Origin of the sequence: Streptomyces sp. NPDC085866 (assembly GCF_044541035.1) — a bacterium.
In the GTDB taxonomy this organism is placed as follows: Bacteria; Actinomycetota; Actinomycetes; order Streptomycetales; family Streptomycetaceae; genus Streptomyces.
Map to the genome: position 1 here is coordinate 39,484 of NZ_JBITSQ010000030.1, position 25,657 is coordinate 65,140.

Consider the following 25,657-nt stretch of genomic DNA (forward strand, 5'->3'; position numbering starts at 1 on the left):
AACCAATGGAGGGACGATCCGATGCAGTCCGCACGCGTGAGAACAGCTGCCTACGTGACCCGCAACGTGCCCGGCGGCCGGGAACTGCTCGTTTTCGATCACCGGGACCACCCTGACGCGGGCACGCAGGTGCCGGCAGGGGGCGTGGATCCCGGAGAGCTTCTCACCGACGCCGTCCTCAGGGAGATCACGGAGGAGACCGGCGTTACCGCCGTTACCGCCGTTACGCCGGGCGCCGCCCTGGCCCGGCCTACTGGCCGACAACCAAGGTGAGTTCATCCCCCTCATTGAACAGCCCAACATCCCCACAACCACCTGCTGATCACGATCCACAGGTCTTGGCCATTGCTCGGAAACGGTGAACACCTCGTGTAACTACGCCGACGACGTTCACAGCTCCTTACGCCGCGCCGGTATGTTCTCAGATTCGGTCCGTCAGGTCCTCGGCGTACACCTGCGACAGCGGCTGCGGGCCGACGTACTGCTGGCAGTTGCATTGCCCAGCCTCGTAGCGCAGCGGCTTCTTGTTCTCGTCCCAGGCCGTCGGGACCTCGACTCGTTCATGGCAGTGGCCCTGCTTGTCGTGCTTGGCCAAGTGGTGCGTGCACCCGCACACGGGCTCCGGTGCCTGGTGTGCTGCTTCGACGGCGAGACGTTCCTGCTGCGCCGCGTCCATCAGTTCCAGCTTCCGTTGATGCCGGTTCCGCAACGCGGTACGCGCGGTGTCGGCGACCCAGGCGAAGCCACCCGTCCAGAAGAGAATCAGCACCCACCAGAACCAGTCCATCAGTCACCCTTCCCCCGTGCGGCCGTACATGACGAGGCCGCCCTGTGCCCCGGTGCCAGGCATGTGCGCATCGAGGCGTTCTGTTCAGGATAGACACTGGCCAAAGCGCCCGCCGAAAGCCAGGCACCCGGCGTAGGCCGGCCGTGGTCAGGAAGGCCACCGGCACCACGAGCACGCACACGATCCTCCTTGCCCCGACCGCCGACAGCCCCTGGCCAGACGAGTAGTACTGCGCGCCGACCAGCAGCGGAAGGTGGCCGATGCACACGCCGTACGAGTCCGCCGCCAGCTCTGCGGACAGGCGATGGCTACGGCTCTGCGTTTCCCGGCACAGGGTGAGCAGGCCCACGCACAGCGCCACGCACACACCGCTCTCGTACGACGCCGAGAGCGCCGATGCGGCGTTGAAGCCGCCCGCGGCGAAGCACGGCGCGTCGGCGCCGATCCCGAACAGCGCGGCTACGCCGAGGAGTTTCCGCCGGTCAGCCACACCCACCCCGTGCGGGCGTCGAAGCGGTCGAGCCGGCCGTTGCGGTGGGCGTGGAGACCGGCGATGAAGACGGCCGCGTACTGAGGAAGGCGGCCGGGCTCTGCCTGGAGGAAGCCGAGGACGGGGATTTACTCGTGCAGTGGGTAGCACAGGCGTACGACGAAGGTGGCGACGGCGATCACTACGGTGACGACGAACAGTTCCCGACGGCCCGGCACCGTCAGTTCGCGCGGCGGGTGCGGCGGACGGTGGCCGCACCAGGCTTGCTGCCTTGCGGTAGAGGACGTGGACGACGCTGTAGGCGAGCAGGTCACCGAGCTAGTGCTGTGACCAGGAAGGTTCACCGGGGTTGGTGGTCGAAGCGGTTGGATATGGCGTGTCGTCCGATCCGACTGCTGGGGGTGTGGCGGCTGAGCCTGTCCGTGTGCGCAGGTTGACCGACCAGGAAGGCCAGAAGCTGCAGCAGATCGTGCGCCGGGGCAGCACCAGCTCGGTGCGGTACCGGCGCGTGATGATGCTGCTCGCTTCGGCCGACGGCAACCGGGTGCCCGTGATCGCAAAGCTGGTGCAGGCCGACGAGGACACCGTCCGTGACGTGATCCATCGGTTCAACGAGATGGGCCTGGCCTGTCTGGACCCTCGGTGGGCGGGAGGCCGTCCCCGCCTGCTCAGCCTTGACGACGAGGACTTCGTCGTGGCGACGGCCGCCATCCGCCCGACCAAGCTCGGTCAGCCCTTCACCCGCTGGTCCATCCGCAAACTCGCCGCCTACCCGCGGAAAGTGCACGGCCGCGTGATCAGGATCGGACGCGAGGCGTTACGGCGCCTGCTCGTCCGCCGAGGGGTCACCTTCCAGCGGACCAAGACGTGGAAGGAGTCGCCGGACCCGGAGCGCGACGCCAAGCTGGACCGGATCGAGGAGGTGATGGAGCGCTTCCCGGACCGGGTGTTCGCGTTCGACGAGCTCGGGCCGCTCGGGATCCGGCCCACCGCCGGGTCGTGCTGGGCCGAGCAGGGCCGGCCCGAGCGACATCCCGCGACCTACCACCGCATCCAGGGGGGTGCGCTATTTCCACGGCTGCTACTCGGTCGGTGACGACTCCCTATGGGGCGTCAACCGCGGGAAGAAGGGCGCCGTGAACACCCTGGCCGCGCTGAGGCCGATCCGCGCGGCCCGCTCGGACGGCGCCCCGAACATCCGGTGGGGCGGACGCCCCCTCGCCACCGCGGCCTGATGAACCCGGCGAACCTAATCCGGTCACAAAATTAGTCGTATGGGTTGCCGCCGAGCCAGGTAGTGCCGTCGATCAGTTCGCGGACTGTGTCCAAGTGGCCGCTGTGGCAGGCGACTTCGGTGAGTACGTGGATCAGGATGTGCCGCACGTCAGGCAGCTGCCAGGTCGGCCAGATCTCCACGGGCCAGGCGGCGGGCTTCTGTTCGGGTGCGGCGGCGGCAAGCACGGCGTCCGCGTGCGCGATGGCCGCCCGGTAGTCGGCGAAGACCTCTTCGGTGCTCATCCCCTCGGGTACGTACCAGTGCGCCTCCGCGCCTGCCGTGAGCTGTCCGGCCACATCCGGATCACCCGCGATCACGCCGGGGAACCAGAAGCGTTCGACATCCAGGGTGAGGTGGCGCAGCAATGCCAGACAGCTCCAGCCGCTGGGCAGCACCGGCCGCCGCAGATCCTCCTCCGAGAGCCCTTCGAGGATCCCGAGGACGTGCTCGCGCTGGCGGTCCAGGGCGCCCTTGAGGGCGTCGAGTTCGGCGTTCACCGGGCGGCGCACAGTTCGGCGAGGCGTTCCAGGGTGCTCGCCATCTGCGTCCGCCACCAGGCGCGCCCGCTGTCCACTTCCGCGCGTTTGTCCTCCGGCATGCGCGAACCGTCGAAGATCTCGGTCGCCGCCGCCCCCGCCCCGTCCGGGAGCAGGTCGAAGATCCACCGGTGGCCCCATGCGGCCCCGGGCCCGGTGGCGTCCGGGTGCCCGCGACCGGGCCTCGGCTCCCAACCGATACGGCGGTCCGGCTCGTACTCGACGACGTGGTTGTTCATCTCGTAGTCGCCGTACCGCCGGTAGTGCATCCGCATCACGAAGACGTCCCCGACGCCCGAGACCACGGCGTCGGAGACGCCACCGCGCAGCATCCCCGAGCCGTCGAGGTCTGGGTGCCGTCCGGGGTCGGCCAGGATCCGGAAGATGTCGCCCGTCGGGGCCCCGATGCGCCGGGACACCGCCACCACGGGCTCGCCTGTCGTACTCGTCATCAGCCGGCCTCCGTCAACCGCAGAGCATGAACCTGACTCCGGTCGGGACGCTACACCGGGGGTATGACAACGCCTGGCCGAGCACGTACGAGCCCCGCCCTACGCGGACTCCCACCGGACCAGTTCTACTGGGCCTCGGAGTCCTAGCCCAGACACCAGCCGCAAAGTAGCGGGTGATCACGCGCTCGCCGCCGTGGCGGCCTGCTCGTCGTGTTCGCGGAGCATCCGCATGACGGTGGCGGGTGAGGGGTGCTGGCCCTTCTTCGTGCCGGTGGTGATGACGAGCCGCTTGGCGATGTCGCGCAGACTCATCTCCTGGTCGCGCAGGTGGAGGGCCATGGACAGCATGGACTCGTCGGTGACGCCCGCGCCGCCGATGGTTTTGCCGCGCTTGCGGGCGGACTCGTGGCCTTCGAGGGTGCGGTCGCGGATGTACTCGCGCTCCATGCCGGACATGGCCGCGAGCACGGTGAACACGATCCCGGAGGGGTCGTGCGAGCCCTTCAGTTCTCCGGTGAGGAACTCCAGGCCGACGTCGCTGGCCTTCAGTTCCTCGGCGAGCATGGCGAGTGCGATGCCGCGGCCGAGCCGTTTGTGCTCGTGGACGACGAGGGTCACGGCGACGCCGGATGAACGGATCTCCCCGGCGAGCTTCACGGCGGCCTCCAGCTCGGGGCGCCGGGTGGCGCGGGTGGAGATCTTCTCCGAGAAGACGCGGGTCACCCCGGCCTCGGCGAGGGAGTCGAGTTGTGCGTCGAGGGACTGCCGGGCGGTCGAGGCCCGTGCGTAGCCGAGGCGGACGTGCCCGACCGGTTGGGCGCCGGCGCTCGCGGGCCGGGGCAGCTCGGTCCACACCGACCCCGGCTTGCGTACGGCCGGGGTCGGCACGCTGAGCGTCTTGGCGAGTTGGGGCACGAGGCGGAAGCGGGCGGTGTGGTACTGGATGGCCACCTTGCCTTTGCCGGTCCGGCACGGGGAGCCTGCGGGGGCCGCGCAGGTGGACATCGGGCAGTCGCGCGATTCCACGCGCTTGAAGTCGTCGCTCACGCCCCGGAGCGTTTCATGAGGGTGTTTCAGGAGTCCAGTCGTTTGCAACAACTCATGAAACATGATCGCCACAGGTGAACCGCGGGGCGGGCGAGTGTTTCACGAGCGACCACCTATGAAACAGTGGGACGGCGGGCGGACCCCCGGTTCTTCGAGGGCAGGGGGTCCGACTCCGCCTGATCAGCCACGGATCATCTCTGCCGCGCCGAGATGCCGAGCGTCCAGCAGAGGAAGCTCAGCTCGTCGACGTCCTGCTCGATGAGGGCCGACAGGGTGGTTCCTCCGCCATGGCCAGAGTCACGCAGCGGTACCAGCAGGTAGGGGCCGCCCTGCGGGGCGTCGGCTTGGAGGGCCGCGATCATCTTGAGCGGGTCGTGTGGCGGTACGGTGCGATCGTTGAGTGCTGACGCGATCGCCATCACCGGGTAGCGGCGGTCGGGCCGTACGTTGTGGTAGGGCGAGTAGGCGGCGAGGTAGGCGCACTCGTCGGGGTCGTCTGGCGAGCCGTATTCAACGGTGGTGCCACTGAGGTTGGGGAAGGTGGGAAAGCGCAGCATGTCGAGCAGGGGTGCGCGGCAGTAGACGGCGCCGAACGCTTCGGGCGCTTGCAGTGCGGTGACGGCGACCATCAGGCCCCCGTTGCTGTTGCCGCGCGAGGCGATCCTGTCGGGGGTGGTCCATCCGGTGGCGACCAGATGGCGGGCCGCGGCGATGTAGTCGTCGAAGGCATTCTGCCGGCGCATGCCGACGGCTGCCTGGTGCCAGGTGCGGCCGTATTCGCCGCCGCCGCGTATGTTGGCGTGGGCCAGCACTCCGCCGAGTTTGAGCCAGGCGGCGCTGACGGCTGAGAAGCGCGGTTCCACGGGGATGTTGAAGCCTCCGTAGCCGCTGAGCCGGACCGGTCGCCGTCCGTCGCGCGGCAGGTCGGTGCGGTAGACGAGGAACATCGACACGGGGGTGCCGTCGGCCGAGTCATACCAGACCTGCTGCGTGGTGTACGCGGCCGGGTCGAGGCCGGCGTCCGGTACGTGGTAGGCCTCCAGGCGGTCGTGTGCATAGTGGTACTTGTAGACCGACGGCGGCTGCACGAACGAGGTGAAGGCCACCCACACGTCGTCGCCGTGCCAGGAGCCGGTGACCCCGCTGACGACGCCCTCCCCCTCGTTCCGGTTGACAGAGCCGAGGGACGGGAGCGCCAGGTCCCTCAAATGAGTGCCGTCCTCGGCGTGGACGGCCACCCGGTGCGAGGCGGCGTGCGAGTAAACGGCATAGAGGCGGCCTCCGATCCCGGTGACGGTCTGCAAGATGTCCGGGCTTTCCGGGATGAGCGTGTGCCATGAGGTCGGGTCGGTGAGGGGAGCCCTGCACAGGCGTCCGCGTGGCGCGTCGAGGTCGGTCCACACGAGTACCGAGTCGTCGATCACCTGCACCTGGTTGACCGACCGCATTCCGGTGGCCACCGGGATCACTTCGTTGTCGGTGAGGCGCAGCAGGGTAACGTCGTTGGCGTGCACGAAGTCCCACACGGTGATGACGGCGTACCGGCCACACTCGCTGGTGCTCACGGTGCACCAGTGGTCCTTGTCGCGATCGTCCCCGAAGACCTTGCGGGCCGGGGTGTCCGAGCCGATCCGGTGGTCGTAGACGGCGTGCCAGCAGGCCTCCTCGTCGGGCGGGACCTCGCCGGGCTCTGGGTAGGCGGTGTAGAAGAACCCGGACGAATCGGGTCGCCAGGCGACTGAGCCGTGGTCGGTGCCTCGCAGTCGGTCGGGCAACAGCTGGCCGGTCTCGACGTCAAGGACATGGATCACCGCGTTGTGGGTGCTGCCACTGGCCCGGCCGAATGCCACCAAGGTGCCGTCGGGCGACGGCTCGGCGAACACCAGGACGTCGCTGGCCGGCCAAGCGCCCGGGTCGAGCACGGTTTCTGAAGGGGCGCCGGTCGAACGGTGCATCACCAGGGCGGACTTCTCGTCATCGGCACCGGCCTGCCAAAGGAAAGTGCGCCCGCCCCGGCCCGCAGGGATCGGTGGGGACAGACGCGCGTAGCGAGCGGAACGGGCGACGGCAGTGCGCAAACCATCGCGTCCAGGGACGCTGTCGAGCACCGTGCGGGTGACCGTCTCCTGGGCAGCGATCCAGGCGACCGTCTCGTCGTCGTCGAGCCGTTCCAGCCACACATACGGGTCCTCGTAGCGCCGGCCATGCAGCGTGTATCCGCTCTCAGGGACGCGGCGCGTCGGGGGGACCTCCACAGGCAGCGTTGGCCTGACCATCAGGTGCCTCTCTTTTCGGGCCAGCACGGCCTCGGGGAGTTAGCCGGGACAAAACGATCTACAATCCAAGCAGACGCCCTGGCCACCGCGCATGAGTAACCTTTGCTGGTTCTGCACCATCAGCCCCGATCCTCATCGGCGCCGGTCACCGCCTCTTCGGGGAACTGACCCAGGACGTCCCGCTGCGCCTGGACTCGGCCATCGACGTCGGCGGCTCCGCTCAGCTCCGCTACACCGTGGAGAAGTAGCGGCGCACGCGGACCGGAGATGCCATGCGGGAACGGGAGGGTAGTTGCGGCAACCACCGCAGCCAGGTCGTCCTCGCGCTGGCGTGAGCGAGTGTCCTGCGGCTCATCCGGAGGCCGGCGAGATCTTGAAGACAGTCAACTCTTGTCCACAGGGGATCGTTCGGCTCCATCAACCGTTGCGCGGGGTCCGGGCACAATCACGGCTGACCCTAGGTCGAGACGCTTGTCCATGTCGAGGCGGAAGGTGCCGTACGGGTTGACGTTGGACCAGAACAGCGCGGTCAGGCCGCGCCGGTCCTCGTCGCTCAGCTTCTTCGCCCAGATCGGTTCGGCCAGGACCCGCTGGACCAGCAGGGTGTTGACGTGGACGAGCGCGGACTGGAGCAGGTGCAGGGCGAGCATCGAGGTCTCGGCGTGCTCCTTGTCCGGGCCGGTCAGGGCTCCGTCCTTGCCGTAGTGCAGCACGGTGTTCGCGCTGTTCCAGTTCTCCACGACCTGGGGCCCGCCGTGGATCTCGCGGCGCAGGCCAGGACTGGCCAGGTAGTCGCAGGCGAAGATGGTGCGCACCGCGCGGCCGAGTTCTTCGAGCGCGGCGTAGGTCGGATGCTTGGGGCCACCTCGAGTGAAGCGCCGCAGCACCTGCTCCGCTTCCGCCGTGCGCGGAGCGCGGTGGCGTACTTCACCATCTGGTCGTACTGCTGCTCGATCAGCTCCCAGCGGATCGGCCGGGTCAGCGAGCCGCCGAGCGCCGGCCAGCCCGGCGGGGTGTCGTCCGGGCGGTACAGGCGGATGCTGCCGATATTCTTCAGCCTGGGCAGCAGACGGAAGTTCAGCAGCTCGGTGAAGGCGAACCCGACCACGCTGGCGCCGTGCGTGTCGACGTAGTTCGCCTCGATCTCGGCATCCGTGCAGTGCCGCAGCAGGCCCTCGATCATCGCCGCGACCTCGGACGACGAACAGCTCTTGAGCTGGGAGTAGATGCAGACGTTCTTCCGCTCGACGTGCCAGTAGATCATCACGCCGTTGCCGCCGTAGCGGGCGTGATACTCGGTCATGAAGTTACTGGACCAGGACCCGAACTTCTTCGAGTCCGACGCGCAGGCGGTTCCGCAGCCCCACCACGCGGTGTCGCGAGCGGCGAAGGTGGCGTTCACCAGCCTCGTCACGGCGGCCCGCAGGTTGTCGACGGTGATGAAGTGCCGGCGCACATGCCGCAGTGCCGCCTCGCTCTCGCCGTGCTCGCCGGTCGCCACGATCGCGCGGATGCCCATGTTCGTGCCCAGAGCGAAGAGGGCCAGCAGCAGACGGCGCTGGAGGACCTCACGCTCGATGCGCTCGTAGGCGGCCACCGAGGAGAACTCCTCGGTGAAGCCGGTGAGGAAGTCGGCGTTCTTCAGCACGTCCAGGAGGTCGAGGACGCCCCATCGGCGTGCAACCTCGTCCTTGAGGGCCGCCAGGCCGGTGGGCTCGGCCAGCGGCTCCAGCTTCGGGACGGTGATCCACGGCTCGCCCTTGCGGGTGGTGACCTTCACCCCGACCGCCGAACCGTCCGTGAGTGAAGCGGAGAACCGGTCCAGACCCGCGGTCATGCGCTTCTTCAGGTCCGCGATGAACGCCCTCGGGTTCAGCGGCTGGCGGATCGCGGCGTAGTGCACGGCGCGGGTGGCCTCGAAGTCGCCGGGCAGGTCGTCCTCCGGGTTTCGCCAGCGGGCGGCACCCTCGACGTAGATCTCGCGGCGGCGGACCGCGTCCCGCAGCGCGACCAAGACGCACAGCTCGTAGGGGATGCGCTCGACCTTGCCCTTGTCGTCGACGACCGCCTCGCGCCAGTCCTTGCGCACCACGCCGTCCATCGGCACCTCATCGCCGGCGTCGTAGAAGCGGGTCTTGCCGTCGACGTCGGCGTACTTCTTCAGCAGCTTCATCGCGTCCATCACCGGCCGGTAGGCGGTGTTGTTGCACCTGAAGCCCAGGGTGTTCAGCAGCGGCGGCAGCATCTGCCGGTAGTAGGAGCTGTATGACGACCGGAGCGTGGTGCGGACCTTGGCCTTGAAGACCTTCTCGTTCGCCTTTGCCTCGGCCACCAGCTCGCGCAGTGTCTTCTCCCCGACTACCGGGAACAGGGCACGGCGTACGACCTCGTCGGGCTTGTCGACGGCGGCCGTTGCCAGCTTGAAGAGGATGCCCTCCTTGCCGCGGACCTTCTTCAGCTCGGCGGTGAGCTGCTTCTCCACCCGCCGCTCGGCACGGGCGTTGATCTTGTGGACCAGGGCGACCAGCAGGTCGACCAGGGCGTCGGTGATCTCCGCCTGCCGGGACGAGCACAGCGCCGCGAGCAAGGTGATCCGTACGTCCTCCGCCGTGTCGCGGAAGTCCGAGGGGTACATCTTGATCGCCCGTGCCCGCCAGGCGGCCACCAGCTTTTCCGAGCAGTCCGCGAACAGCCCGTCGGGCAGCCCGAGCTTGCGCACGTCGTTGAGTTTGTTGATCTCCGTGAGCAGGGAGTCCAGACCCACCGCGCCAGGGTCTCGCTTGAGCGCGGCCAGCAGGGCGGTCCCCGCCTCGTTGTCCTCGACGACCAGGGACAGCAGCCGAGCCGTGCCCCCCTCGCCCAGACGGTTGATCGTGCGGGCGCAGAACGTCTTCTCCCACTTGCCCCGCGACGCGACAAGCACCTTCTCGACCCGGGTCCGGCCCGGCGGCTCGATCTTCCGGGCCCGGCACTCGACCAGCAGGGCCTCGCGCTGCCGATCCCTCACCAGCTCGACCGGACAGACCTCCACGGCCAGCCACTCGGCCAGCGCCTTCTCGTCCGCCACCGTCGACGGCCGGAATCCCAGGGCCTCACGGATCTGCTTGCGGTGGTACTCGGCAGTCCGGCCGACCAGCGTGTACTTCGCGAAGTCGGTGGCCGGGACCTTCACCAGATCGGCGACGTACTCCACCGCGGCCGACGGGACCTCTTCCAGCACATCAGGGAACCGGCCTTCCATCTCGAAGAACTTCAGTAACAGGCTGAAGCCGAGCCGGGTTGCCCCGCTTTTGTTCGCCACCAAGTCCCAGTCGCCGTCTACCAGCGTCCAGTTCGCCAACAGATCCTCTGGCGACCACTCTTGCCGCACGCCCGCCCCTTTGGCCTCGATCACTCGATCAGACCAACGACGGCGGGCCGGACAGGGAAACGGGACTCGTCCGGCTGCACACGATCTACTTTGCGGCTGGTGTCTGAGCTAGGACACCAGGGCCTACTGCAAGCACCACAAGCCGTCGAGTGCGCGGCGATCTCCTCCAGCAGTACCCGCGCCAGCGTGCGCCCCATCTCCTCCGTCGGCTGCCGCACGCTGTCAGCGGCGGGTTGGTGTGCCACGCGATCGGCGAGCCATCGAAGCCGATCAGTGCCACGTCGTCCGGCACCCGCCAACCCGGCAAACCTTCCCGGTCACAGCACTAGCGGCGGCGCTGGCCGGCGGCGGTGCAGCCGTCCTGAGTCAGGCCGCCCCCAAGACGGCCGGCGGCGTCCCACACCGGACGGTGATCAGGCGCGCAGCTCGGCCAGGATGACCTCGTGCAGAGGTGGCCAGACGCCCGTCTGGTCCAGTCCCGCAGCCGTCGCCAGGCCGTCACCCCAGTGCAGCCGATGCGTTCGGCCAACACATCGGCCGGCCGACTCCTTTGTGTCGCACGTAGACGATCCCGCGAGGAGCCGCCCGGTCGTCCACCGGCAGACGGCCTTGATAGCGACCACGACGCGGCGGGCGGGGCGGAAGCAACGGTGCCACGTGCTCCCACAGGTCATCAGGCACAAGAGCACCCGACACCCGCAAGACTGTGCCGTCATGCGGCCCAACTGCCAGGCCCGACGACGGATCTCGTTCTGAGACGATCAGTTGACGAAGTCACCCAGTACCTGCCGCTCCGTCGGACCGGAGTTGAGTACGAGTGCTCATGCGCATCACCACCAACCGCGACACCCTGCACCCATGACAGACACCCTTTCAGCCCCGGAACGCCGGCGCCCCTGGTCGCACAGAACACGCCTGGGAGCGGACCTCGCCTTCGCGATCCCGCTGTTCTTGATGGAGACTGCGTGGCTCGCGCTGGACTGGATATACGGCCTCGGCCTGGAGGAATGGGCAGCGCAAGGCGACCAAGCACGGATCGACGCGGCCGGCCTCGCACACATCGGGCGGGTACATATGCTGCTGATCGCCGTACTCATCCTGGCAGTTCTCGCGGGAATCTTCCGTGCCCGCTGGACGGTGATCGCACACCTGCTGGTGGCCCTCCTGGCGGGCGGAGTGCTGACGGCCTCGCGGCATGAGTGGGACAACAGCCACTCCCCGTCACCCGCTTGCATCCGCTACAGCGCGAACTGCTGAGACAGCCGGGCGCGGATCGTGCCACGCTGGCCAGCGCGCTGCTTCCGCGCACTTCACGCCCGACTACCCCTTCGCCGCGCTCGCTGTCCTGCGCCAGGACCTGGACCAGCCGGGCCTGCTCGACATCGACATCGACGTCGGCCTCGCCCCCCATCTCCCCGCGCATGACCGGAAAGTCCTGCAGAACCTGTGCAGCACGCTCTGCTGGCCCTGTGGGTAAGGGGCCGCACGCGTATCCCCACCGCCCTGATGCGCCGCCGGCACCGAGACATCCGCAGCACCCCGCCCTGGGCGACATACGGGGCATGAGTACGGGGCCGGGCTGTGGTGCTCCGGACGCCTCTCAGGAGGCGCGGTACAACCATCGATGCCGGTGGGGAGTCTCTTCTTCGCTGCGCACCATGTGATCAAGCGGGGAACCCGCCGGGCACGGGGATGCGGGCGACCGATCTGGTTTGCGGACGCCGCCGGGCGTCCGGTGGTTGTGCAGGGGGTTTTCGTGCGTCACTCAGTCCGTCTCGCCGTGGCAGCTGCCGTAGCGGCTTCTCTGACCGGCAGTCTGATGGCCGTCTCGGTCGACCGCGCCGTCGCCGCTCCGTCCAAGCTCGCGGACGACTTCAACGGCGACGGATACCGGGACCTGGCCATCGGCATGCCCGGAAAGACGATCAACGGCAAGGAAGGCGCCGGTGCCGTTCTCCTCACCTTCGGCTCCGCCCACGGCCTGACCGGCAAGCACGTCTACATCACTCAGAACTCCACCGGCATCCCCGGCACGGCCGGGTACCAGGACTTCTTCGGCAGCAGCCTCGCCAGCGGCGATGTGGACCGCGACGGGTACGCCGACCTGCTGGTCGGCAGCGAAGGGGACAGCACCGCCGGCACATCCGGAAACGGCTCGGTGACCGTGCTGTGGGGCGGCACCTCGCCGTTCCGCAGCGGTCTCGCCCTGCCGTCAGGACCGTCGTATCCCTCCCGCCTGTTCGGTGCCGACATCGCCGTGGGTGACTTCACCGGCGACTCCGCCCCCGACATCGCCGTCAGCGGCCAGACATCACTGCGGCTGTACTCCGGCAGATTCACCCGCACCAAAGCACCGGCCGGGACCGACGTAACCGACCCCGATCTCACCGGTAGCTGGAACCTCGCAGTCGGTGACTTCACCGGCGACGGCAAGGACGAACTGGCCGTCGTCGAGAGCAAGGCCACCCTCGTCTACGGCCAGAACCCCGGCACCACAGACGCCGACTCCTTCACCTTGAAGGCGCGGCTCGCCGGCGGAGACCGCGCAGCGGCCGGAGACCTCAACGGCGACGGCCGCGACGACCTCGCCATCAGCCTGTACGACCCCCGCCTCCACCCCAACGGCCTGGCCGATCCCAGCCACGGCGCCGGCTATGTCACCGTCCGCTACGGCGACCCCGACATCAGCGGCGGCCTCGCCACCACAGGGCACGTCTACCACCAGAACACCGCCGGCATCCCCGGCTCCAACGAGAGCGACGACAACTTCGGCGCGGCCCTGTCCATCGCCGACATCACCGGCGACCACCGCGCCGAGCTCGCCATCGGCGTCCCATACGAGTCCTTCGGCCGGGCGTTCAGGGGCGGCGACGTGCTGGTACTGCGCGGAAGCGCGCGCGGGGTGACCACCAGCGGAGCGGCACTCTACTCGCAGAACACACCCGGTATCCCTGGCAGCGCCGAGAACAACGACGTCTTCGGCTCCCAGATCCGCCTCGCCGACTTCAACCGCGACGGCAAAGCAGACCTCGCCGTCGCTGCCCCGGAGGAGGACGTCTACCGCAATCAGGGCAGCGGCGCCCTCTGGCAGCTTCGCGGCGCCGGCAATGGACCGAGCACCAGCAACGTCAGCGTCTTCGGCTCCAAGGACTACGGCGTCGCGCCCGGCTCCGGAATCGGTACCACCCTCCTCGACTGACGCCCCCACACGACCGGATCAAGCAACAACACCCGCCCTGCCCGCCGCGCCCCGGCGGGCAGGGCGGTGAGGGTGCGTCACCGGCTCGCCTTCGGCTGCAGCGTTCGGGCTCCGTGTCCCGCAAGGGGTACTTGCAGCAGGCAGCGAGGCGCGGGGCTCAGCCTCAAGGACCGGCCGGACGAACGAGGAGAGTAGGTGCTCAGCCTTCTCCGCGCGGTACGAGGCCGCGCCCTCGCCTCCACGGGTCACAGCCCACGAACGCCGGCCGATGCCACGGGGGTCACCCACTCCACCGTCAGTCGGGTCGTCAACGGCAGGGTGCTGCCCGACCTCGGTACCCTCGCCCGTCTGGAGTTCGCCTTCGGCTTCCAGATCTGGCCCGGCCTTGCGGCGCTGCCGCGCTCCGCCCCGTCGGCTGAAGGCCCCGTGTCGACATAAGGACGGTGTGTTTCCTCGCTCGCCTGCCTGGACGCGAACGGGGCTGTGGCTCGCCCTTGCGCTTACCCCACGTGAGTGTATGCACCGCTTGGGTGCTGTGATGGTGACGTCCTGCTGGCCTGCGTCGACCCTGCGCACCGCATCGCGCTGACCCGTTCCGAGGCAGCGGCCGCTGCACGGCCGCCGGACCTGCCCGCCATTCGGCGCCGGAGCGGGGAACTGTGCCCGCATCTGCTCCGGGGACGGGCTGTGCGGGGCGGCCCGCAGCTCGGCGTGGCCACCGGCCACCAGCCCGTCCGGTTGATCGCCGCCCAGCGTGTCGAACGTTCCCGCTCAGCGGCCCTGCCCGGGTGGGTGGTGGGGACTGGCCTCCTCGTAACCGCCACGCAACCGAGCAGGGCCACCCTGATGATCAAGGGCCGCCGGGCGGAACCCACGTGTACAAGCCTCCGGGCGTGCGAGCACGCCCGATCGAGCTGTACGGACCATGAGCTCTCTGACCCCCGGTGGGCGGGCGGATCAGCGCAGTCCGGCGAAGAGGTCGTTCTCGGGAACGGTTGCTCCGGTGGTGTCCTGGACACGTACGAAGGTCTCGACGCCCATCAACTCGGTGAACCTCTCCTGGCCCATCCTGAGGAAGAAGATGTTCTCGCCCTGGCTGGCGTGTGCGGCCAGCGCATCGAACTTCTGGCCGCCGAACGCGGTGGTGTCCACCCAGGTGGTGATCTCCTCGTCGGGGAGTCCGATCTCGGCCATCGCGGCGGCCTCGGCGGGATCCGGCTCCTGCCAGTCCGCACCGAACTCACGCATGACCTCCCCGAACCGCTGCATCATCGAGCGGGGCGCCGTCGTCCAGTACACCTTCGGTGTCGGCGCGGTCATCGCCAGCGCCGCCATCGTGATGCGGTTGGCCTGGATGTGGTCGGGGTGGCCATAGAAGCCGTTCTCGTCGTAGGTGACGACCACATCGGGCTGGTAACGCCGCAAGAGTTCCGCGAGTCGGGCAGCGCCCTCCTCCACGGGGGTCTGCCAGAAGGAGCCGGGGGCCTCATTGGTCGGCCAGCCCATCATCCCGGAGTCGGCGTAGTCCAGCATCTCCAGATGACTGATCTTCAGGACTTGGCAGCTTGCCTCGAGTTCTTGACGCCGCATCAAGGCGATGGCCGCCGGATCGTGCCCGGGATCGCCCGGCTTGACACCCCCCGGTCCGTCACCGCAACGGCCGTCGGTGCACGTAACGAGGACCGTGCGAATGCCCTCCGCCGCGTATCGCGCGAGGACGCCTCCCGTTCCAGTGGCCTCATCATCGGGGTGGGCGTGGACCGCCATGAGCGTCAAGGGTCGGTCATTCATAAAACAGTCCTCCTGTGTGAATGGATCTCGGTCCGACTCCGGGGCAGGCGTACGAGCGGTCGCCCCGATATCGGGTGGCCGGCGTACCGGACCCGAGGTCCCGGATCGCGTCGGGCGGACGATCTTTTGGTCTCCCTGTTCCCCGCCCGCGCGGCCCAGTCCCTCCGCCGGTGCAACAGCGCCGGCCGGATCGGCTGTTCCCGCCACGCATGGGAACAGCCCTGGGCCTTGGCACTCGCTCCCGTGCACTTCGCTTCGAGACTTGCCCGCGAGCCTTCACGAGTTCGTCGGCTCGTTGCACCGGCTCGGGCTCCGGCACCGTGCTGCCCTGATCCAGACCCCGCCGTCTCACCCTCCGCCCGACACGACGGCAGCCTCCGGCCATGCCGGGCCGGTCAATGTGGTTGCACGGCCAACTGCTGCTCCTGTGACAGTCCTGACGCACGCCGGCTTGCCTCTTCAAGGGAGCACGTTCATGACAGTACAGGCCACCGAACAGACGGTCCTCCACGCGGTCCTGGCCCGCCTCGCCGCCATCGGCATCCGCTGCGAGATCCAGTCCGAAGGGAGGCCGCGAGTACCGCGCCGAGACGATCGGGCAGATCGGTGTCACGGGGCACCCGGTAGGGGATCTGGGCATCGCGCATCTTCGCCTTCGCCCGAACGATGCGCGGCGCCATCGTCGGTTCGGGCACGAGAAAGGCGTTGGCGATCTTGGATGCGGTGAGCCCGCCGAACAAGGCGCAGGGTGAGCGCCACCTGCGCGGGGCGGGCCAGGGCCGGGTGGCAGCAGGGGAACACCAACCGCAGACGGTCGTCGCGCACGGGACCTTCCTCGTCGGGTTCGGCCGGGCCATGCAGGCGATGCGCCTCGGCGTGCTTGTGCGCGCGGACCGATCCGCGGCGTAGTTGGTCGGTGGCCCGGTTGCGGGCGGTGGTGAATGATTCAGGCCGCCGGGCTGGGTGGCGTACCGTCGACCGGCCAGCGTTGCAAGGCAGCCGTGAACGCGTCGGCGACGGCGTCGTCGGCCGTGCTGATGTCGCCGAGTCCGCGCACGGGTACGGCAACGGCTCTGCCGTACTCGGCGCGGAACAGGGCCGCAATCTCCTCTGGTGTCGGATTCAATACGGTGCGACGTCCTGGAACGGACGGACCTCGATCGGCAGCGTCGTTGCGGCTGACGCCTTGCGGCCCCACGCCAGTGCCGCTTCCAGGTCGGACGCGGTGATCACCTAGTTCCCGCCGATGTGCTCCTTGCCCTCGACGTAGGGACCGTCGGTGAGCATGCCGCCGGTGCGCACGACGGTGGCCGTGCTGGGCGCGTGCAGGCTGCTGGTGAACACCCACGAGCCGCTCTCGAGCCCTGGAGATGGTCTTCAAGCTCGTCGAGTCCGCCCAGGAACGCTGGCGCGCGATCACCGCACCCCACCTCGTCGCCCTCGTCCGCAACGGCGCCCGCTTCGAGAACGCTCACCTCGTCGAACGCCCCGAGAACACCTTCGCGGCGTGACCCACCTCAACTGATCAACAGATCTTGACAATTTCTCCAGGCACCACGGGATGATCGCCCCTATGACAGATGTGATCTTCTTCGATCTGGACGGCACCCTGGTCGATCACCGAAGGGCAGTCTGGGAAACGATCGGCCAGATCATCCAGGCCGCGCCGAACGCGACGGCTCCACCAGAGGAGCTGGCGACGTTGTGGTGGACGTTGGAGGCGCGCCACATGCGGGAATACCTGGCCGGTCAGTGCTCCTTTGCTGAGCACCACCGACGCAGACTCCGTTCCTTCCTGCCGATGCTCGGCGAACCGGTTCCTGAAAGTCCCGGCCTACTGGACGCCTGGATCACCAAGCGCTACCTCAGCGTGTTCGAGGAGTTCTGGCGGTGCTATCCCGATGTCCAGCCGTGCCTGGAGACCCTGAAACAACTTCCTCGCGGACCGCGTCTCGCTGTTCTCACCAACGGGGACCCTGAACAGCAGCGCGCCAAGCTTGCCCGCTTCGGCCTCCTCGAATACTTCGAAGCCGTCCTGACCCCGACCGACCTCGGTACGGCGAAGCCCGCCGCCTACGCCACCGCCTGCCGTTGGATGCGGACGGACCCCGCGCAGGCGGTCAACGTGGGCGACATGCTGGAAAGCGACGTCAACGCAGCCGCCCTCGCCGGACTCACCGGCATCTGGCTGGACCGCGGCATCGACTTCGTCACCGGTGGACCATCGCCGACAGCAGACGAGACGATCCCCCGCATCGAACAGCTCACCGAGCTCCACAACCACCTATCACCCACGAACGTCTGACCAACTCTTACGCGGAACGCGGACCCACAATATGAAGATCGACTCACGGGAAAGAGGGAACCGGTGAGCAACACCGTTATCAACGCCGAGCCGGTCGACACGGGACTGGTCCCACCCGGCGGGCTGTTTCTTCTGGCGAGGGTCAACGCTAGCCCGGCGGGCTGCGTCGGCATCACGGGCGCTGTCCCCAGACGTCGGCGAGATCAAGCGCATGTTCGTGCGCCCTGTGTTCCGCGGCCAAGGGATCGGCCGGAGCCTGCTGGTTGCCGTCGAAGCTGAGGCCCACAAGCTTGGCCACACCCGGCTACGGCTGGACACCATGGGGGAACTCATCGAGGCTCGGAGCCTCTACGCCGCCTCCGGCTACATCGAGATTGCCCCGTACACCACCAACCCCTACATCCGACACTGGTTCGAGAAAACCCTCTGAGTGCACGCCTGTTGCGCCGGACCTGCTGCTAGGCAAACAACACGAGCCGCATCCAGCCCCAGCATCAGGAGATCTGATCCACAGGAATTGACAATTGCTCCTCCGCAGTACCGATCCCCAGCTTGGTCGCAACCGCCCTCATCGCGGACCACTCGGTCGGGTCGGTCGGGTAGTTCGGGCAGATCTCCGCGATCGTGCGCATCGCAGGCCCGCGAAGCTCAGCAGGGCAGGGGACGGACGTGCTACGGCTCGATCCTGTTAGGGAATCGAGCCTCCATCAGACCCGGAGCGGTTCCGTGTCCTGTTGCGGCCGTGGATCGCGCATCCGACCGCTCACGAGGGCGGTTCCGTCCCGGCCCGCTCACTCACCATGTACCGCGCGTACCAGTCCGGCCAGTCCGGGTCCTCCGCGCCGATGCGCGCCTCGTGTTCACCGTGCGCCGCCGCGGCCCGCCGCAGGGCGCCCGCCAGGTCCTCGGCCGAGGTGAACGACGTGGTCGTGGGATCCAGCCGTCCCGGAAGCCGTGTGGTGACCTCCTGCAGGAGCCAGCCGTTGCCGTCCGGGTCACTGAACGACAGAAAGGAGCCGTAACTGCCGTGCTGTGCATCAGGACCGGGTACCCGGGCGTCAGCGCCGGCGTGGTGGAAGACGCCGCCGGCGTCGTGAAACACATCGCTCGGGTCGGCCCCGCGCCGTATCAGCTCGTCATGGGCGGTCTCGATGTCGTCGACGACCAGGTGCAGGCCTTGAGCCGAGCCCGGGGCCTGATCGGTGACCGATCTGCCGAAGATGACCGAGGCCGGGGAACCCGGAGGGGTCACCTGCACCACCCGGAAGTCACCGTCAGGGGCGATGTCCGCGTCGAGCCTCCAGCCCAGCGCCGAGTAGAAGTCCTTGGCCCGGTCTACGTCGGACACAGGCACCACGACGACCTCGAGTTTCATGTCCATGGCTTGCGCCTCCCGTCTCGGAGGGGGTAGCGGCGACGACCGGATCCGCGGTGGCGCCGGGCTTACAGGACGCATCCCACGGCACTCGAAGAGCGTTGCGAGCGCCTCGTCTCACGCCCGGCCCGGCAGTGCCCTGACGCCCTGTCGAAACGGGCCGTGCCGTGTTCCAGATTCCAGCTTAGACGCGCGTTCGATCAGGCCGCATGTGGACGTTCGCCCACTTCGTCGGCGGCGGATCACGAGAGGCGCCGGACGAGGCGGTGCAGCCTGCGGGAGGCCGCGCGCTCGACGGCCGACTGCGGTCTGGGCTGAGGGCAACGGACGGTCAGTGTGCGACGAGCTGCTGGCCGCCGTCGATGTCGTACGTGGCGCCAGTGAGGGCGCCGTTGGCCATGATATGCAGTGCGAGAGCGGCGACATCCGCCGGTTCGACCACCCGGCCAATGGGCAGCGTCTTCCTCAACTCCTCGCGCCGTGCCTCAAGTTGGTCTCCGAGGAGGGAGGCCGACAGCGGTGTGTCCACGAACCCGGCGGCGATGAGGTTGACCCGGACAGGGGCGACCTCCAGTGCCAGGTTGGCGGTCAGCGCTGGCAGCGCCGCGGTGAGGGCGCCCATCACGGCCATCCCGGGTGCGGGCCGCCGACCGCCGGTGCCGCCGATGAACAGCAGCGTTCCCCCGGCCCTGACTTTCTCCCGGCTCGCCCGCGCCACCGCCAGCATCATCGCGATACGCCCGCCGAAGTCATGCCCGGCCTCGGCCAGGTCGAGTTCGGCGACAGGGGTGTATGACGGGCTGCCCGCCGTGACCATCACATGGTCGACCTGCCCGGGCAGCTCTCCGATAAAGCGCTCCAGGCGGTCGGTGTCCTGGGCGTCGAACGCGGCCGTGCTCAGCGGGTTCAGTTCGTCCGCCGCCCCCTTGAGGCGTTCGGCGTCGCGCGCCACGAGCACCAGCTCGCCGTCGGCCGCACGCACCTGTCGCGCGGTCTCCAGACCGATGCCCGCGCTGCCTCCCACCACCACGACCGTCTGCCCGGCCAGCCCTCCGCGCGCTCCACCGGCTCCTCCATCAGTCCCACTCACAGGTGTCACCACCTTCAGAACACGGTTTCCGTACGTTCCTCCGCTCGCCCGCTATGGTCGCCTCCGCTTCTTCTGGGCGCTCGTTCTCCTGTTGTGCTCCCCGGCGCTCACCTTCCGCGCTGATGGCAGCCCCGCGCCTCGCGGTTGAGGAGTTCGTTCCGCGCTCCTGCGCGCGCAGATGATGCCCGAGATCCGTAGGCGAGCTGCTGAGCCGCCCAGCCAGCCCAGCGCCCGGCCGGCCGGGCAAACCTGGATGCCGGGGATTTGCCACTACGGGGAGCCGTTGCCTGACTGCCTGTTCACGATGTCGACGAACTCGTCTGTTGTGAGGATGGCGTGGGCGTACAGGGGCGCGTTGAGCTCGAATGTCGCTGTCATCTCCTCCCAACCAAAGGAGGCGATGGCGTCGCGGATGAGGGTCACGTGGTAGCCCAGCTCCTGACCGAAGCGTGCGGTGGTGTCCACACAGGTGTTGGCCCGCATACCGATCAGAAGGATCTTCCGGATGTGGTGCTGCTTAAGCATCAAGTCGAGGTCTGTGTTCGCGAAGCCGCTCGAGGCCCAGTGCTGGCGTATGACGGGCTCGTCCTCGCGAGGGTGGAAGTCGGGGTGCCACTCTGCCCCCCAACTGCCCCGGGCAAAGGTCTGCTGGGCCACGATGCGCTGTTGGGTCGGGGACAGGTAGTCCCACGTGATGTAGTCGCTCGGCGTCGTCTGGTGGTGGGGCACGATGAAGACACGAAAGCCCCGGCTGCGAGCCGTGGCGAGCGTGGTGCGCATGTGGTCGAGGAGGCCCACGCCTTCCGCTACTTCCTTTGCTCGGGGCCAAAGTTTGCCGCCTTCGGAAAGGAAGTCGTTGTACGGGTCGACGATCAGAAGAGCGGTTTCGTCCTGGGAGTAGTAAGGCGTTTGAGAAGTCATGAACAGTGCCCATCTGGTCAGCGAACGGATCGCTCGCTGCTGGGATGCAAGACGGAAGCGGAGGCCAGGGCAGGCCTCAGACGCTCTGGTGCAGACCGCCGACTCGAGTTTCAGTCTGCCACTCGTCCGGCTGAACGGCATCCGCGCCGGCGGTACCCAGCCAGGTGCACGGGCGGCCCGCCAGGTCGTCCGCTGGATGCCCGCTCGCTCGTCTCCGTGATTCGTCCGTGGCCCGGAGACGGAGGTCGTGGCCTGTGGAGACGGGCTCGGGTGCGGTGCTGCGCGGGGACGCGTAACGTGGACCGCGTCAGTACTCCAGAAGGTCACGTCGCACGTGTGGCGGGCCGGGGGCGAACACCGACATGGCCGGGCGCGGCGTGTCGCTCTCCGAATGCAACAAGGCCGGCCGGTGAGCAGACGGCCCCCACAACGCGGGCACTTGAGTGGGGACCGCGATGCATGGCCCGTTCTTCAAGCCACTCGACCCAGCCCCCGGGCCGTGGCTCGGCCGCGACCACTCGGCCGCGGGTGAAGGCCATGCGGGCGCCGCCCGCGTGCACGTACTGCGTGTACGAAGCGTGCTGCTCCGGGCCCGGCGGGCGTTCCTCGGCCGCCTCCGGCGCCGGTATCGGCGCCCCCTTCCGCGCGCTGCGCGAAGTGCTCCGGCTCGGTCACCTCGACCGCTGGAAAAGCACGCTCACCTCGACCGCTGGAGAAGCACGCTCACCGCCGGGCCGTCCGTGGCGATGGTCACTCGCTCGCCGGTCTCCTCCACCAGGGTGATCAGACGCCCGAAGACTTCGATCCTGTCTGCCATTTCGACGCTGCTCACGCGTCCGGACGCTATCGGCCGCGTTGGCGGGACCGGGGCGGCCTGTGCTCCTGGTCCTGGTGACGGAGGCAGTATGCCCAGTCATCAGCGCGGCCGCAGGCCCTCGAAGATCACCTCGAAGATCCGCTCCTGGGCAGGGGGGTCCGCTCGAAGCTGCTCCATCGCCTGGCTGGTTCCGGCCAGCAAGGCGAGCAGCTCCGGCAGGCCAAGCTCCGGACGGACCACCCCAGCCTGTTGCGCCCCGGCCAGTAGTTCGCCCAGATGAGCCTGGATTTCTGTACTCGACTCCCGCAGGGTCGAGTGCACGTCCACCCCGACCGCGGCCAGTGCCTGGGCGAAATCGTTCTTGCCCGCGGACTGGGCGATCAGCAGGCGGAAGCAGTCGAAGAAGGCCTCAGCGGGCTCGGACTCGGCGATCAACTGCGCGGTCTGTGCTGCCATCGTCTCCAGCCTGCGCACCATCACCGCCTCCAGCAGTGCCTCCTTGGTCGGGAAGTGCCGGAAGAGCGTGCCGACCCCGACCTTGGCGGCACGGGCGATCTCCTCGGTCGGCGCGCCGACGCCGCGGGTGGTGAACACTTCCGTGGCAACGTCCAGCAGTCGGGCCCGATTGCGGGCTGCGTCCGCCCGTAGCGGGCGCTGCTGTGCGTCGCTCATCCCTCTCACCTTTTCCCGCCGACGGCAGAGCCGCACTGGACAACCGGAGTTGGCAGTCCGTATCGTCGAAACCGGAGTTACTAGTCCGATTCTAACTACGGTTTCTTGCCGGAGGTTGGTCGTGTCCGAAACGCGGTCACCGCGCGAAGTGTTCCAAAAGCTGCTCGAAGGCATCACCACCGGGCGATTCTCGGAGCTGGCCGAGCTCTACGCCGAGGACGCAGTGGTGGAGACGGTCTTCGAGCCGGTCGGACCACGCCGGTTCGAGGGGCGAGCCGTGCTGAGACAGCGGTTCGCGGAAGTCGCCGCACACTCGCCCGTAGAGCTGACCGCGAGAAACGTGGTGATCCGGGAGACCGACGACCCGGAGGTGATCATCGCCGAGTGGGACTATCAGGTGCACCACCGGGTGACCGGGCGAACTTTCAAGGCCGCCAACATCCAGGTGCTGCAGGTACGCGACGGTCTGATCGTCACCAGCCGGGACTTCCACGACCACTTGGCCCTCATCGTGGGCGGCGGAAACCTGCCGGAGCTGGTGGCGGCGCTGGAAGGCAAGTAGCGCGAGCACAGGGAGCGACCTGAGGAGCCGGCAGTCTGTCACCTCGGCGCACGCTTTCTCGAGTACCTCGCGGCGCTTCCTGTCGATCGACTGCTCACGCGGTGGGTGACGGCCGTCCTCGCCCTCACCCGCCGCAGGGTCAACCTTCTATGGGCGCTGATCCGCGACGGGCGGGCCGATGAGGTGACAACACCGCAGCCGGCGGGAGAGCTTGGGCTCAGAGACCCTCAGCTACTGAGTGGCCCGGGGGTAGGTCAGAGCACGAAGACGCTCCTGCTGCCGTTCGCGTGGTAAGTCTCACCGGGATAGATGAGCCAGTCGACCTGTCCCGTACAGTCCGGCCCGGACCACACCTCCACGACCGCGTCCGTCCCATTTCTCACCACAGGCGGAACGAAGTCACCAAGCGGGAAGCAGCCGCTCGGGTTCCGTTGGGCTGCACCGTCGATGACCAGGAACCCGTGGGCGGCGTACGCGGTGCCCGGAACTGCGAGCGCGAGCGTCGCGGCCGCTACGCAAGTCCCAAGCACCCTCGCCATGCGTCGCATCATGCACGTACTTCTACCTGGACTGTTCCCCGGAGCGGCGGATTCTTCTGGGTGTGGCGTTTTGCGGCCTACTGGGCGGTTCCGTGCGGATGTTGCTGCGCGTCCCCGGGGGTTTCATCTCACCAGAGGTCAGATAGTCGTACATGCCATGATGCTTTCTGACTCCATTGATCGGAGCGATCCTCGCGGTGGGCTTCTATCTCGATCGCCCGGTTCTTCAGGCAGCCCACACTCACCCTGACCTGCGGGTGTTCTATCCGGACATCAGCCACGGAAGCCTGATGCTGAGCCGGAAGCCGTTCGACCACGAATCCGGCCTTGCGAAGATCACCCCCGTCCATCCAAGTCACAACGCTCGAAGCGCTGCTCTTCCCTGGAGTGCAGCTAAGCGTGCGGCGGCTGGCGTTCGTCAATGGAGCCATGATGGTCGACGCCGCCGGCTGTGGCCCGCCTGGGAGGTGCCCGCAGTGCGACCATCCTGGCGTGCGCGTTCACAGTCGGTACTGGCGACACATAGTCGACTTGCCCGTCGGCGGCCGGAAGATTGTTGTACGTCTCCGCGCGTGCCGGTTCTTCTGCGATCAGGGCCAGTGCCGACGTCGGACATTCGCACTGTTGAGAACCCGGATCCTGATCCATCCGTAACTGTCACGGAAGCGTGGCCACAACCAACTGGGCCGTGACCGCGATACCGTGATAGCTACGGCCGAATCGCTGTAGGCCATACCTCATTGAGTCGATCTGAGTCTCGCTATGCGCCCCCACCCGCTTGGCTCGACTGCGCTCACACGCGGCCCGCCGAGCCATAGCCGTACCTGTCCTGCCACCACCACAATTGGAGCGAGAAGCCACCCTGCAGAGCCGGAGTGCCGATGCTGAACTCCTTAAATGTCGCGGTGTCACTGTTGATTGCCGTAGCCGCGCTGGCAGTGGCAGTGCATCAAGTCCGAAGGGCCACACGGATTGCCACGGACACCAATGGGCTCAGCGTTTTCTCGGCCCTCTACCACGAGTTGCGGTCGGTGGAGTTCCGGCGTGACCTGGACTTGGTCATCCGCCATCCACCCCGGACGGGGCTGGTGGAGGGCTGGGGCGGTGACGGCACCCCGGAGGAGGAACGGCGCATCGACGCCGCCTTCAACGTCTGTGCGACGCTCGAGTGGCTTGGCATCCTGATCGCATTCGGACTCATCGACGAGAAGCTCGTCGTCTCCGCGAATGCCACGATGATCATCCGGGCGTGGGTCGCGCTGCAGCCTTTCGTTGAGCGCGAGCGTTCCCGTCGCCGCGACACCGGGATGGCCGGTGTCCCACCGGGCTTCATGCCCTTCTTCGAGCATCTGGCCGCTCGCACCGTCCAACACAGGTCGGGCGCCCGAGGTCGACAACTGATCGCAAGCCTGAAGTTGGAAACAATGCCCGATACCCTCCACGTCCTCGACGTGGCCCCGCCACTTCAATCGCGTGATCCGCTGCCAGCCCCGCGGGGCCAGAGCACGGATCCCGCAACACCGCTGGACTGACCTCACAGCAGTTCTCCGCATCCGCCGCGGTGCGCGGCGTCGGGCATCCATCTCACCTCGGCTCGACAACGGAGCGCACATTCCGCTCCTGAGGTAGTCATCATGCGACCGCTACGATGCCGGTCGCGGTCAGAAAGCCGGCGTCATCACGGCGTACTGCCACAACCAGCGGGGAAACGAGTGTCCGACACGGGCCAAGCTGTGAACTCTCCTGAACCAGGCATCGAGCAGGCGGCCACCAGCCTTCTACTCGACCTCGTTCGCTCCTTCATCACCACGCATGTGTCGTGGAAACCGCTGTTCATCGGCGCGGTCATCACGGGCGACGACCGCATGCGCCTCTATTTCCGTTCGCCTGAGCGGGACCGCACGTACGGCGTGGACGTGCTGATCAGTCAAACGGGGCCCGGCCTGCTCGGCGCTCTGGATTCCCCGGCGTTCCTGGCGAACGAGCATCTGCATCAGCCTTCCGACGATCCGCACTGCGATGTGATCGTGGATCTCACCGACTACTGACGGCTCCACGCCGCGACTCTGTCTGCCCGTTCACCGTCTACGGCCCGAGATCAACTACTGACGGCTTTCGGTGCTCGCTCGATGGCGAGCCCGTCGTGGTCGTC

Annotated in this window: 21 protein-coding genes and 7 pseudogenes; 12 read left to right on the forward strand and 16 right to left on the reverse strand. The window is 67.9% G+C overall.

The window, feature by feature from the left end:
- The first annotated feature begins 21 nt into the window (after positions 1 to 21).
- On the forward strand, positions 22 to 273 hold the full coding sequence (locus tag ACIF83_RS44190) for an NUDIX domain-containing protein (RefSeq protein ID WP_399736117.1): 252 nt from the start codon (positions 22 to 24) through the stop codon (positions 271 to 273).
- A 148-nt stretch (positions 274 to 421) separates the two neighbouring features.
- Here the strand turns inward: ACIF83_RS44190 and ACIF83_RS44195 are convergent, their stop codons facing one another.
- Positions 422 to 787: a hypothetical protein gene (locus ACIF83_RS44195; RefSeq protein WP_393484793.1), complete on the reverse strand. Its 366-nt coding sequence runs from the start codon at positions 785 to 787 to the stop codon at positions 422 to 424.
- 1,001 nt (positions 788 to 1,788) lie between these two features.
- Here ACIF83_RS44195 and ACIF83_RS44200 point away from each other — a divergent pair.
- A pseudogene (locus tag ACIF83_RS44200) lies at positions 1,789 to 2,470 on the forward strand (helix-turn-helix domain-containing protein); the annotation flags it as partial.
- Positions 2,471 to 2,543: 73 nt separating this feature from the next.
- Here ACIF83_RS44200 and ACIF83_RS44205 read toward each other — a convergent pair.
- The 7 genes and pseudogenes from ACIF83_RS44205 to ACIF83_RS44235 all read right to left on the reverse strand — a co-directional run.
- Positions 2,544 to 3,050 carry a DinB family protein gene (locus tag ACIF83_RS44205; protein WP_393484791.1) on the reverse strand — a complete coding sequence of 169 codons (507 nt, stop codon included), beginning with the start codon at positions 3,048 to 3,050 and terminating at the stop codon, positions 2,544 to 2,546.
- Positions 3,047 to 3,541 (reverse strand): hypothetical protein, encoded by a 495-nt coding sequence (locus ACIF83_RS44210; RefSeq protein ID WP_399736121.1) that lies wholly within the window; start codon positions 3,539 to 3,541, stop codon positions 3,047 to 3,049. The genes ACIF83_RS44205 and ACIF83_RS44210 overlap by 4 nt, the downstream gene beginning before the upstream one ends.
- A gap of 177 nt (positions 3,542 to 3,718) precedes the next feature.
- Positions 3,719 to 4,588 (reverse strand): recombinase family protein, encoded by an 870-nt coding sequence (locus ACIF83_RS44215; RefSeq protein ID WP_393484789.1) that lies wholly within the window; start codon positions 4,586 to 4,588, stop codon positions 3,719 to 3,721.
- A 191-nt stretch (positions 4,589 to 4,779) separates the two neighbouring features.
- Positions 4,780 to 6,864, reverse strand: coding sequence for a prolyl oligopeptidase family protein (locus tag ACIF83_RS44220; RefSeq protein WP_398141542.1), 2,085 nt, complete (start codon positions 6,862 to 6,864; stop codon positions 4,780 to 4,782).
- A 383-nt stretch (positions 6,865 to 7,247) separates the two neighbouring features.
- Positions 7,248 to 10,258: pseudogene (locus tag ACIF83_RS44225) on the reverse strand (Tn3 family transposase).
- Positions 10,255 to 10,535, reverse strand: a pseudogene (locus ACIF83_RS44230) (substrate-binding domain-containing protein); the annotation flags it as partial. The pseudogenes ACIF83_RS44230 and ACIF83_RS44225, both read right to left, overlap by 4 nt.
- A 115-nt stretch (positions 10,536 to 10,650) precedes the next feature.
- Positions 10,651 to 10,930: pseudogene (locus ACIF83_RS44235) on the reverse strand (transposase); the annotation flags it as partial.
- A gap of 162 nt (positions 10,931 to 11,092) precedes the next feature.
- Between ACIF83_RS44235 and ACIF83_RS44240 the strand changes: the two are divergent.
- The 3 genes from ACIF83_RS44240 (at position 11,093) to ACIF83_RS44250 (ending at position 13,871) form a co-directional block, all read left to right on the forward strand.
- Positions 11,093 to 11,491, forward strand: coding sequence for a DUF6234 family protein (locus ACIF83_RS44240; RefSeq protein WP_393484787.1), 399 nt, complete (start codon positions 11,093 to 11,095; stop codon positions 11,489 to 11,491).
- Positions 11,492 to 12,014: 523 nt separating this feature from the next.
- A complete protein-coding gene (locus tag ACIF83_RS44245) occupies positions 12,015 to 13,433 on the forward strand; it encodes an FG-GAP-like repeat-containing protein (protein WP_399736126.1) in 1,419 nt (472 codons plus the stop codon).
- A 195-nt stretch (positions 13,434 to 13,628) separates the two neighbouring features.
- The gene (locus ACIF83_RS44250; protein WP_398141546.1) at positions 13,629 to 13,871 is read left to right on the forward strand and encodes a helix-turn-helix domain-containing protein; all 243 of its coding nucleotides are present in this window, start codon (positions 13,629 to 13,631) and stop codon (positions 13,869 to 13,871) included.
- 519 nt (positions 13,872 to 14,390) lie between these two features.
- On the opposite strand, the gene ACIF83_RS44255 is transcribed toward ACIF83_RS44250, so the two are convergent.
- Entirely contained in the window at positions 14,391 to 15,224 is an 834-nt protein-coding gene (locus ACIF83_RS44255) for a PIG-L family deacetylase (protein ID WP_393484784.1), read from the reverse strand.
- 572 nt (positions 15,225 to 15,796) lie between these two features.
- Positions 15,797 to 16,350, reverse strand: a pseudogene (locus ACIF83_RS44260) (RNA polymerase sigma factor); the annotation flags it as partial.
- 223 nt (positions 16,351 to 16,573) lie between these two features.
- Between ACIF83_RS44260 and ACIF83_RS44265 the strand changes: the two are divergent.
- The 3 genes and pseudogenes from ACIF83_RS44265 to ACIF83_RS44275 form a co-directional block, all read left to right on the forward strand.
- A pseudogene (locus ACIF83_RS44265) lies at positions 16,574 to 16,735 on the forward strand (IS256 family transposase); the annotation flags it as partial.
- Between the two features lie 62 nt (positions 16,736 to 16,797).
- On the forward strand, positions 16,798 to 17,529 hold the full coding sequence (locus ACIF83_RS44270; protein WP_399736130.1) for an HAD family hydrolase: 732 nt from the start codon (positions 16,798 to 16,800) through the stop codon (positions 17,527 to 17,529).
- A 157-nt stretch (positions 17,530 to 17,686) separates the two neighbouring features.
- Positions 17,687 to 17,959 (forward strand): annotated as a pseudogene (locus ACIF83_RS44275) (GNAT family N-acetyltransferase); the annotation flags it as partial.
- A gap of 333 nt (positions 17,960 to 18,292) precedes the next feature.
- On the opposite strand, the gene ACIF83_RS44280 reads toward ACIF83_RS44275, so the two are convergent.
- The 5 genes from ACIF83_RS44280 to ACIF83_RS44300 all read right to left on the reverse strand — a co-directional run bounded on the left by ACIF83_RS44280 (position 18,293) and on the right by ACIF83_RS44300 (position 22,404).
- Positions 18,293 to 18,910 carry a VOC family protein gene (locus ACIF83_RS44280; RefSeq protein WP_393484782.1) on the reverse strand — a complete coding sequence of 206 codons (618 nt, stop codon included), beginning with the start codon at positions 18,908 to 18,910 and terminating at the stop codon, positions 18,293 to 18,295.
- Between the two features lie 325 nt (positions 18,911 to 19,235).
- On the reverse strand, positions 19,236 to 19,994 hold the full coding sequence (locus tag ACIF83_RS44285) for an SDR family oxidoreductase (protein ID WP_393484781.1): 759 nt from the start codon (positions 19,992 to 19,994) through the stop codon (positions 19,236 to 19,238).
- Between the two features lie 270 nt (positions 19,995 to 20,264).
- Entirely contained in the window at positions 20,265 to 20,915 is a 651-nt protein-coding gene (locus tag ACIF83_RS44290) for a cysteine hydrolase family protein (protein ID WP_399736133.1), read from the reverse strand.
- Positions 20,916 to 21,612: 697 nt separating this feature from the next.
- Positions 21,613 to 21,747 carry a hypothetical protein gene (locus tag ACIF83_RS44295; protein WP_393484779.1) on the reverse strand — a complete coding sequence of 45 codons (135 nt, stop codon included), beginning with the start codon at positions 21,745 to 21,747 and terminating at the stop codon, positions 21,613 to 21,615.
- A gap of 84 nt (positions 21,748 to 21,831) precedes the next feature.
- Positions 21,832 to 22,404 (reverse strand): TetR/AcrR family transcriptional regulator, encoded by a 573-nt coding sequence (locus ACIF83_RS44300; RefSeq protein ID WP_399736136.1) that lies wholly within the window; start codon positions 22,402 to 22,404, stop codon positions 21,832 to 21,834.
- Positions 22,405 to 22,525: 121 nt separating this feature from the next.
- On the opposite strand from ACIF83_RS44300, the gene ACIF83_RS44305 reads away from it, so the two are divergent.
- Complete coding sequence (locus ACIF83_RS44305; protein ID WP_399736139.1) at positions 22,526 to 22,966, forward strand: nuclear transport factor 2 family protein; 441 nt, start codon at positions 22,526 to 22,528, stop codon at positions 22,964 to 22,966.
- Between the two features lie 254 nt (positions 22,967 to 23,220).
- Here ACIF83_RS44305 and ACIF83_RS44310 read toward each other — a convergent pair whose 3' ends face one another.
- Entirely contained in the window at positions 23,221 to 23,505 is a 285-nt protein-coding gene (locus ACIF83_RS44310) for a hypothetical protein (protein WP_393484809.1), read from the reverse strand.
- A 432-nt stretch (positions 23,506 to 23,937) separates the two neighbouring features.
- Here ACIF83_RS44310 and ACIF83_RS44315 point away from each other — a divergent pair, with 432 nt between their 5' ends.
- The 3 genes from ACIF83_RS44315 to ACIF83_RS44325 all read left to right on the forward strand — a co-directional run bounded on the left by ACIF83_RS44315 (position 23,938) and on the right by ACIF83_RS44325 (position 25,553).
- Positions 23,938 to 24,159: a transposase family protein gene (locus ACIF83_RS44315; RefSeq protein ID WP_399736187.1), complete on the forward strand. Its 222-nt coding sequence runs from the start codon at positions 23,938 to 23,940 to the stop codon at positions 24,157 to 24,159.
- A gap of 227 nt (positions 24,160 to 24,386) precedes the next feature.
- Positions 24,387 to 25,037: a hypothetical protein gene (locus ACIF83_RS44320; RefSeq protein WP_399736142.1), complete on the forward strand. Its 651-nt coding sequence runs from the start codon at positions 24,387 to 24,389 to the stop codon at positions 25,035 to 25,037.
- 180 nt (positions 25,038 to 25,217) lie between these two features.
- Positions 25,218 to 25,553 (forward strand): hypothetical protein, encoded by a 336-nt coding sequence (locus tag ACIF83_RS44325; protein WP_393484775.1) that lies wholly within the window; start codon positions 25,218 to 25,220, stop codon positions 25,551 to 25,553.
- The last annotated feature ends 104 nt before the right edge of the window (positions 25,554 to 25,657 follow it).

What these genes read in the sequence shown, in the direction of transcription:
- ACIF83_RS44280 (WP_393484782.1), bottom strand. Translation starts at nt 18,910, where the DNA reads ATGGACATGAAACTCGAGGTCGTCGTGGTGCCTGTGTCCGACGTAGAC.
- ACIF83_RS44220 (WP_398141542.1), bottom strand. Translation starts at nt 6,864, where the DNA reads ATGGTCAGGCCAACGCTGCCTGTGGAGGTCCCCCCGACGCGCCGCGTC.
- ACIF83_RS44190 (WP_399736117.1), top strand. Translation starts at nt 22, where the DNA reads ATGCAGTCCGCACGCGTGAGAACAGCTGCCTACGTGACCCGCAACGTG.
- ACIF83_RS44300 (WP_399736136.1), bottom strand. Translation starts at nt 22,404, where the DNA reads ATGAGCGACGCACAGCAGCGCCCGCTACGGGCGGACGCAGCCCGCAAT.
- ACIF83_RS44270 (WP_399736130.1), top strand. Translation starts at nt 16,798, where the DNA reads ATGACAGATGTGATCTTCTTCGATCTGGACGGCACCCTGGTCGATCAC.
- ACIF83_RS44320 (WP_399736142.1), top strand. Translation starts at nt 24,387, where the DNA reads ATGCTGAACTCCTTAAATGTCGCGGTGTCACTGTTGATTGCCGTAGCC.
- ACIF83_RS44290 (WP_399736133.1), bottom strand. Translation starts at nt 20,915, where the DNA reads ATGACTTCTCAAACGCCTTACTACTCCCAGGACGAAACCGCTCTTCTG.
- ACIF83_RS44195 (WP_393484793.1), bottom strand. Translation starts at nt 787, where the DNA reads ATGGACTGGTTCTGGTGGGTGCTGATTCTCTTCTGGACGGGTGGCTTC.
- ACIF83_RS44310 (WP_393484809.1), bottom strand. Translation starts at nt 23,505, where the DNA reads ATGGCGAGGGTGCTTGGGACTTGCGTAGCGGCCGCGACGCTCGCGCTC.
- ACIF83_RS44240 (WP_393484787.1), top strand. Translation starts at nt 11,093, where the DNA reads ATGACAGACACCCTTTCAGCCCCGGAACGCCGGCGCCCCTGGTCGCAC.
- ACIF83_RS44315 (WP_399736187.1), top strand. Translation starts at nt 23,938, where the DNA reads ATGGTCGACGCCGCCGGCTGTGGCCCGCCTGGGAGGTGCCCGCAGTGC.
- ACIF83_RS44255 (WP_393484784.1), bottom strand. Translation starts at nt 15,224, where the DNA reads ATGAATGACCGACCCTTGACGCTCATGGCGGTCCACGCCCACCCCGAT.
- ACIF83_RS44210 (WP_399736121.1), bottom strand. Translation starts at nt 3,541, where the DNA reads ATGACGAGTACGACAGGCGAGCCCGTGGTGGCGGTGTCCCGGCGCATC.